We start from the raw sequence: 7385 nt of genomic DNA on the forward strand, positions 1-7385 counted from the left end.
AAATGTTTTTTTAATTCATTAACATCTAATAAATTTTTAAGAACTTTTATTTTAGGATTAGCTTCTAACTCTTTAGCTAATTTTTCAGAACAAAATACTAAATCAAATTTATCTATTATTTTTTTAGATTCTTCAAGACCTGATGATTTAACTTCTTCAACTTCTAATCCAAGTTTTTCAACTAATTCTTTAATATTTTTTTTCATTATCATACTAGTTCCAACACCACTAGCGCATATTGCTAATATTTTCATACTACCACTCTCTTTCTGTTACCTTGTTAAATATTTAACTTACACACTAAGTATATACTATTTAAGATTTGTTGTCAACCTTTTATTAAATTCTTCTTTACTTAACTCTATCACTTTCCCTTTTATGTATATTTTTACACTATTTTCTAGTTCTACAAATTTATCAGCAGATAACTCTAGCATATATAATTTAATCTTTATAGAAGTTATAAAAAACATCATTTGTACAGGAATTTTACCAAATCTATCTTTAATTTCTTCATTCAATTCTTTAAGTTCTTGATAATTTAAAACCTCTGCATATCTTTTATATATCAAAATTCTTTCATTTTGCTCTATATATTCCTTCGGTATATATCCATTATTTTTCATAACAATTTCAACATACCTTAATTCATTAACTTTTTCTCCCTTTATTCTATTTACCTCATTTTTTAACATTTTTAAATAAAGATCATAACCAAACATATCTATAGCACCGTGTTGCTTTTCACCCAAAATTTCTCCAGCACCACGAATATTCAAATCTTCCATAGACAAGATATATCCTCCACCTTCTAGCCCTTCTATCTTATCTAAACTATTATCTTTCATTTTACCTTTTTTTGTCTTATATTCCCCTTCTAAAAGATAACAATAACCTTGTCTTTTACCTCTTCCAACTCTTCCTCTTAATTGATAAATTTGAGATAATCCAAGACTTGTATAATCTTCTATTATTATACTATTTGCGTTAGTTATATCTATTCCATTTTCTATAATCGTAGAAGCTATTAAAACATCAAATTTTCCTTCATCAAAATCATTTATTATGCTCTTGATTTCCTTAGGTGTTAATTGTCCATGTATATATTCAACTTTAATAAACTCAGGTAATATTTCCTTTAATTGTTTTCTTTTCTCAAACATTCCTTTTACATTATTTGTAATATAGAAAACCTGACCATCCCTTGCAAGTTCTTTAAGAATAACATCAGCTATTTCTTCTTGTTTTATTCTTTCGGTTATTATTGGAAGTCTATCCATAGGAGAGGTCATTATTACAGATATATCTCTTATACCTAAAAGAGCTAAATTTAAAGTTCTTGGTATAGGGGTAGCACTTAAAGTTAATAAATGAATATCTGATTTTATTTTCTTTATTTTTTCTTTAGCTGTTACTCCAAATTTTTGTTCTTCATCTATTATTAACAGTCCTAGATTTTTAAACAAAACATCATTTCCTAATAACTTATGTGTTCCAACAACTAAATCTACACTACCATTTTTTAACCCCTCTAATACATCTTTAGTATTCTTTCCTGAAAGTCTTGAAAGGTTTTCTACTCTTAAACCAAACTTTTCAAACCTTTTATGACATCTTTCATAATGCTGATTGGCAAGAACAGTCGTTGGTGCAAGTATTGCACACTGATATCCATTTTCTATAGCTTTAAATGCTGTACGCATAGCAACTTCCGTTTTTCCATACCCTACATCACCTATAAGCAACCTATCCATTAATATCCCACTTTCAAGATCAGATTTAATTTCTTCTACCGCTTTTTTTTGATCTAAAGTCAAATCAAAAGGAAAATCTTCCTCAAATTCTTCTTGCCATACCGTATCTTTTGTATACGGTTCTATTTTTGATAATTTTCTTTGAGCTTGTATATTTACTAATTCCATAGCAAACTTTTCCAAATCTTCTCTTAATCTTTTTTCTTTTCTCCTATACCCTTTAGTTCCTAAAGAATATAGCTTTGGTTCTGTACCTTGATTATTTACATATTTACTTATTCTATCTAATTTTTCAACAGGTATATATAATCTATCGCTATCAGCATATTTAATAGCTAAATAATCTCTATCATTAATATTTTCTATACCTTCATATCTTCCTATTCCAAACTCTATATGTATTACATAATCTCCTGGTAAAATCTGATTTATAGAACTATATTTCAACCCTCTTTTAGCTATATATGATTTTTTATTTCTAATTTCTTCTTGATAATTTCTATCACTACTCTTACTTACTTCAAGAAAATTAGATACTTTCTTTAATCTTTCATACCGTTTTTTTAGGACTTCATTATTATCTCTATCTAAAAGGTAAAGTTGTTCTAATTTAATATCTAATAATTCTTCATTTTCCATTATTATTTCTATATTATTTTTATCAAAAATTTCTAAAAGATCTATTATCTCTTTTTGTAACCCATCCAAATGATTAGAATAAACTCTAAAACTATCTATATTTTTTATAGATTTTTGATCAAAACTTGAAAAATATCTTATACTTTCTAATAATTCATCAAAAAAATCTAATCTTATTGGATTTTCAGAATTACTAGGAAATATATCTATTATATCTCCCCTTATACCAAATTCCCCTTTATTTTCTATGATATAGTTTTCAGTATATCCACCTTCTATTAAAAATTGTTTTATATCTTCTCTTGAATATTCCTCATCTAATTTAAATTCCATATATTTAGCTTTATCAAAAAATACTCTCAATGCTAAATTTATATCTAAAAATAGTATAGATTTACCTTCTTGATTTAAAAAATCTAATATTTCAAGATTTATTCCTACTAATTCAAGTTCAGAATAAGAAGCAAGATTTACATATTTTACTCTATAATCGCTATTTTGTTGTTCTAATATATTATAGTAATAGTCTAAATTTATACTATTTGAAGCAATATACACTACTTTATCTAAACCTAATTTTAAAATATAGCTAGATACATCTTCTTTATTTATCTTTATTTTATTCATAATTAAAATTAACATTACTTTCTATAATTTTTTTTATTCTTTTTTCTAAATTATCTTCAACTAAAGATAGTATTAAAGGATCATCACTTCCTACTTTTATTATTGCACATTTTTTCAATAATTCTTTTTTCTTTAAATCATCAGATTTTTCATTGAAACAAAGTGATATAAGTTTTGAAAAATATTTATCAAATAAAATTTTTCTAGCTTTAACATATATCTTTGAATTATTTGAAATATATTTATCTTTTTCTATTTCCATAATTGCATCTTCTAATTCTCTATCTTTTTTTAATATCAAACAATTTAAACAGTCTTCATCTATTCTTTTATCAAATCCACAAAATTTACATTCTTCTATATTTTTATCATGTTCTTGTGCAAATTTTCTTAATAAACCTAAAAAATACTCTTTTTCCTTTTCACTACTAAACTTCATTTCATTTAAACTGTTATACATAACCATAACTTCATCTAAGGAATATAGATTCTTTTTGTATTCTTCTTCTTTTTTTACAATACTTTTTTTTTCTTCTTCATTTCTTTTAGATATTTTCCCATTCTTATCCATATATACTTTTAGTTCTAATATATTCGTATTATATTTCTTTATTTCAGATAAAATTTCTTGTCTCATTTCTTCTACAGCATATTTAATAACTGGACTATCTACATATATGCTAGAACTCATATCACCTTCGAAATATATACTATGTTGATATATTTTAGGAGATATATATGATTTATAATCAAATTTATTTTTAAAATAATTTTTATTATTATTAAAAATTTCATTTATTTTTTTCATTTATATCTCCTTCCTCCACAATAAATATTTTACCAACTATATTTAAATCCTCTGTTGCAGTTAAAAAACATTGTATTTCTTTTTCTATAAAATAATTTATTATCTGATTTTTTCTATAATTATCAAAAAAAGATGTTATATCATCCATTAAAAATATGGGTTTAATTCCAAACAAATTATTCATCAATTCAATCTCTGAAACTTTTAGAACAAAAACTATTGATTTTTTTTCTCCTTGCGATGAATAATATCTTGCATTTTTACCATTCAATTCAAAAATATATTCATCTTTATGTATTCCATAGTTAGAAAAACCTAATAACAAATCTTGTTTTTCCTTACTTTGTAATAACTTTCTTATTCTTTCTTTTAACTCTTCTTCTGTATCATTTTCATCAGATTTTATAAAATTTTCATATTTTAATTTAAGAGTATGTGTTTCGTTAAATAATTCCTTGTATTTATAATCTAATAACATATTTAATTTTTTTATATATTCTTTTCTAAATATTATTATTTTATAACATAAATCTATATATTGTTCGTTATATATATCATATACATCATTATTTATATTTTTTTCTTTTAATGCCTTATTTCTAACTTTAAGAACTTTAGTATATGTATAAATACATTTTAAATATTCCTTATTTATTTGTGAAATTTCATAATCAAAAAACGACCTCCTAATTGAAGGATGCCCCATAACTAATTCTACATCTTCAGGAATAAAAGAAATTGCTGGTATATCTCCTATATATTCCATATATCTTATCTTTTCTGAATTTTTAAAAAAATGTCTCTCATTTTTTAAAAGATTAACAGAATAGGTATTAAGATTATTTAATTTAATAAATATTTTAGAATCATTTTGATCATATTTTATCATTTCATAATTTTTTTTAGTTCTAAAACTTTTACCTGTAGCTGCAAAATATATAGCTTCCATAAAAGAAGTTTTACCTTGTGCATTCTCTCCATATATTAAATTAAATCCCTTAGAAAGAAAAACTTTTTTATCTTTTAAATTTCTAAAATTAGAAATATATATTTCTCTTATCATTTTACTTCTACTATTTCCCCATTAAATTCAACTTTCATTCCTTTATATATTTTTCTTCCACGTCTAGTTTCTATTTCTCCGTCAACTTTTACATAACCATCTAATATTAAATCTTTCGCTCCACTTCCTGTGTCTACTAAACCTGAATATTTTAGTAATTGATCTAATTTTATATATTCTGTTTTTATTTCTACTTCCATTTTATCCTCCATTTGCTTTTTCTATTAATTTAATATTAAATTCCTTTAGTTTATTTAATATATCACTATATATTTCTAAATATTCCTCTTTTAAATCAGAAATTTCACCTTTTATCATATCTTTATATATAACTGTTTGTTTATGTGTCCTTATATATGAGTACTTATCTAAATTTAATTTAGGATATTTCTCTGGATCTATTGCTATATCATAATATATATCAATATTTTCTTTTTTAGTTATAGTAGAAACCGGTAATATTGTATAATCATTATTTATCGCTTCACCTATTATTAAAACTGGTCTTTGTTTATATAAATTCTTCTTTAATTTAATATCATAAAATGGGAAAATTGCTATACATATCTTACCTATCATAATCTTCGAATTCATCACAGTACATATCCCAAAAACTATCATAAGGTCTTATTTTTTCAGCATCTTCTTTTAAATCAGAAAATTTTATAGTTTTCCCACCTTTAGCATTTATCCAAGCTTTTTCTTTATGAGTTAACATACTCATTTCCCAAGAATCCATTTTACCGTATTGCATTAAAATATTATCTACTATATACTTATTTTTAACTTCTATATCCTTAATTAAAAAGTCAAACTTCTTATTTAAAAACATTCTTACCTTAGGTGATACAGGACCATATTTCCACGCCCTAAATCCTTCATAAAATAGGCATTCACCTGTCATTGCTAAACTTTCTCTTTGTATGAAGTATAGCAATTTATGTAATTTCATTTCATCTATGTTTCCTTCATATTTTTTTATAATATATGAAGCAACATTTAATATACTTTCCATATAACCCCCAATTAATTTAATTTTAAAATATTAATAATTTTATGTCTTCCCTCCCTCTAATTTATTATACCATAATTTAAAAATTTATTTTTTAATTTTTTAGTTATTTTTATATTACATATTATAGAAAAAAGAAAGAAGATAAAATCTTCTTTCTATATATACTATTTTTCAATTCTTGTATATGGTAATAAAGCTATTTGTCTAGCTCTTTTAATTGCTTTAGCTATTTTTCTTTGAATTTTAGCTTCAAGCCCTGTTACTCTTGATGGAGATATTTTCCCTTTATCATTCATAAAGTTTTTTAATAAATCCACATTTTTATAATCTATATCTTCAACCTTAAATTTAACTTTTGGTCTTCTTCTTCTCTTTTTAAATTCAGCAACTGGTTTCATTTCTTCCTCCTATTTCTTAGAATGGGAAGTCATCTTCTGAGTCCACTGGCTCATCAACTACTGTTGGTTCATTTTTTGAAAAATTATTTCCATAATTTCCTTCACTACTTTTAGTTTCAATGAAATCAAAATTATTAACAACAACATCAGTTGTATATCTTGTTTCTCCATTTTTTTCATAACTTCCTGTAGTTATTCTTCCTTGAACTAAGATTCTACTTCCTTTTTTAAAATATTGACTAATAGTTTCTGCTCTTTTTTCCCAAGCAATACAGTTTATGAAATCAACCTCATCTTTATTTGATGTTCCTCTTGAAACTGCAAGTGAAAATCTTGCATAAGCCTTACCTGATTGAGTATAAGTTACTTCAACATCTCTAGTCAATCTTCCTAATAATGATACGTAATTCATAAATTTACCCCCTAATTCTTTTTTCTACCTATTATAATTTTACTATCATGTATTTCATTAAGTACTCAGATATGTTTAATTTAGATTCAACTTCTGGTAATCTTGTACCATCCATAGCGAATTTAGTTAAAACATAATATCCATTTTCTTTTTTCTTAATTGGATATGCTAATTTTCTATCTCCCATTATCTCAGTCTTAACTTCAGTTGCTCCAGCATTTGCTAATACTTCTTCTACTTTCTCAACATTTGCTTTTTTTTCTTCATCTGTTAATTGAGTTGAAAGAATAAACATAATTTCGTAATTTGTCATTTTCTTTTCTCCTTCCCTCTGGATTTTGCCCAACGATTTCTCATAAGGCAGGGTTATTTTTAGTTTACCATAATTTAAATATTTATGTCAATAAAATTATTAAAAATTTAAGTGTAAAGTGTCATTTAAATATGATAATGTATTAAGTAGTTAAAAATGATTATGTTTTAATTATGTAGCTTAATTAATTAGTTTAATTGTATAATATATCTTTAAAATCCTTTAGAAAGTATATGATTAAAATTGGGAAAGACCTAGTTTAAAAAGAGGGGATAACCCCCTCTAATTTAGGTCTATATATTATATATTTTTTGAGACATTTTCATTTTTAATTGATATTTTTTTAATACATTAAT

10 protein-coding genes are annotated in these 7385 nt (G+C 24.0%); all 10 read right to left on the reverse strand.

Annotated elements, in window-relative coordinates:
- Positions 1 to 254: PTS sugar transporter subunit IIB (locus tag ACWYO2_RS04090; protein ID WP_455515222.1), on the reverse strand; the 254-nt coding region annotated here is incomplete at its 3' end.
- Positions 255 to 311: 57 nt separating this feature from the next.
- Positions 312 to 3020 (reverse strand): DEAD/DEAH box helicase, encoded by a 2709-nt coding sequence (locus ACWYO2_RS04095; RefSeq protein ID WP_455515223.1) that lies wholly within the window; start codon positions 3018 to 3020, stop codon positions 312 to 314.
- The gene (locus ACWYO2_RS04100) at positions 3013 to 3828 is read right to left on the reverse strand and encodes a hypothetical protein (protein WP_455515224.1); all 816 of its coding nucleotides are present in this window, start codon (positions 3826 to 3828) and stop codon (positions 3013 to 3015) included. The genes ACWYO2_RS04095 and ACWYO2_RS04100 overlap by 8 nt, the downstream gene beginning before the upstream one ends.
- The gene (gene recF, locus ACWYO2_RS04105) at positions 3812 to 4891 is read right to left on the reverse strand and encodes a DNA replication/repair protein RecF (protein WP_455515225.1); all 1080 of its coding nucleotides are present in this window, start codon (positions 4889 to 4891) and stop codon (positions 3812 to 3814) included. The genes ACWYO2_RS04100 and recF overlap by 17 nt, the downstream gene beginning before the upstream one ends.
- Positions 4888 to 5103 (reverse strand): RNA-binding S4 domain-containing protein, encoded by a 216-nt coding sequence (locus ACWYO2_RS04110; RefSeq protein WP_455515226.1) that lies wholly within the window; start codon positions 5101 to 5103, stop codon positions 4888 to 4890. Before ACWYO2_RS04110 ends, recF begins: the two co-directional genes overlap by 4 nt.
- Positions 5093 to 5470 carry a type II toxin-antitoxin system PemK/MazF family toxin gene (locus ACWYO2_RS04115; protein WP_455515227.1) on the reverse strand — a complete coding sequence of 126 codons (378 nt, stop codon included), beginning with the start codon at positions 5468 to 5470 and terminating at the stop codon, positions 5093 to 5095. The genes ACWYO2_RS04110 and ACWYO2_RS04115 overlap by 11 nt, the downstream gene beginning before the upstream one ends.
- On the reverse strand, positions 5460 to 5906 hold the full coding sequence (locus ACWYO2_RS04120) for a Panacea domain-containing protein (RefSeq protein ID WP_455515228.1): 447 nt from the start codon (positions 5904 to 5906) through the stop codon (positions 5460 to 5462). The genes ACWYO2_RS04115 and ACWYO2_RS04120 overlap by 11 nt, the downstream gene beginning before the upstream one ends.
- Positions 5907 to 6070: 164 nt before the next feature.
- Complete coding sequence (gene rpsR, locus ACWYO2_RS04125) at positions 6071 to 6304, reverse strand: 30S ribosomal protein S18 (RefSeq protein WP_455515229.1); 234 nt, start codon at positions 6302 to 6304, stop codon at positions 6071 to 6073.
- A gap of 16 nt (positions 6305 to 6320) precedes the next feature.
- Complete coding sequence (locus tag ACWYO2_RS04130; protein WP_455515230.1) at positions 6321 to 6716, reverse strand: single-stranded DNA-binding protein; 396 nt, start codon at positions 6714 to 6716, stop codon at positions 6321 to 6323.
- A 31-nt stretch (positions 6717 to 6747) separates the two neighbouring features.
- Positions 6748 to 7029: a 30S ribosomal protein S6 gene (rpsF, locus tag ACWYO2_RS04135; protein ID WP_455515231.1), complete on the reverse strand. Its 282-nt coding sequence runs from the start codon at positions 7027 to 7029 to the stop codon at positions 6748 to 6750.
- Between the last annotated feature and the right edge of the window lie 356 nt (positions 7030 to 7385).

This window comes from Pseudostreptobacillus sp., assembly GCF_977040545.1.

Excerpts from the sequence above, each read along its gene's own strand:
- rpsR (WP_455515229.1), bottom strand. The coding sequence starts at position 6,304 with ATGAAACCAGTTGCTGAATTTAAAAAGAGAAGAAGAAGACCAAAAGTT.
- rpsF (WP_455515231.1), bottom strand. The coding sequence starts at position 7,029 with ATGACAAATTACGAAATTATGTTTATTCTTTCAACTCAATTAACAGAT.
- recF (WP_455515225.1), bottom strand. The coding sequence starts at position 4,891 with ATGATAAGAGAAATATATATTTCTAATTTTAGAAATTTAAAAGATAAA.
- ACWYO2_RS04095 (WP_455515223.1), bottom strand. The coding sequence starts at position 3,020 with ATGAATAAAATAAAGATAAATAAAGAAGATGTATCTAGCTATATTTTA.
- ACWYO2_RS04110 (WP_455515226.1), bottom strand. The coding sequence starts at position 5,103 with ATGGAGGATAAAATGGAAGTAGAAATAAAAACAGAATATATAAAATTA.
- ACWYO2_RS04115 (WP_455515227.1), bottom strand. The coding sequence starts at position 5,470 with ATGATAGGTAAGATATGTATAGCAATTTTCCCATTTTATGATATTAAA.
- ACWYO2_RS04120 (WP_455515228.1), bottom strand. The coding sequence starts at position 5,906 with ATGGAAAGTATATTAAATGTTGCTTCATATATTATAAAAAAATATGAA.
- ACWYO2_RS04100 (WP_455515224.1), bottom strand. The coding sequence starts at position 3,828 with ATGAAAAAAATAAATGAAATTTTTAATAATAATAAAAATTATTTTAAA.
- ACWYO2_RS04130 (WP_455515230.1), bottom strand. The coding sequence starts at position 6,716 with ATGAATTACGTATCATTATTAGGAAGATTGACTAGAGATGTTGAAGTA.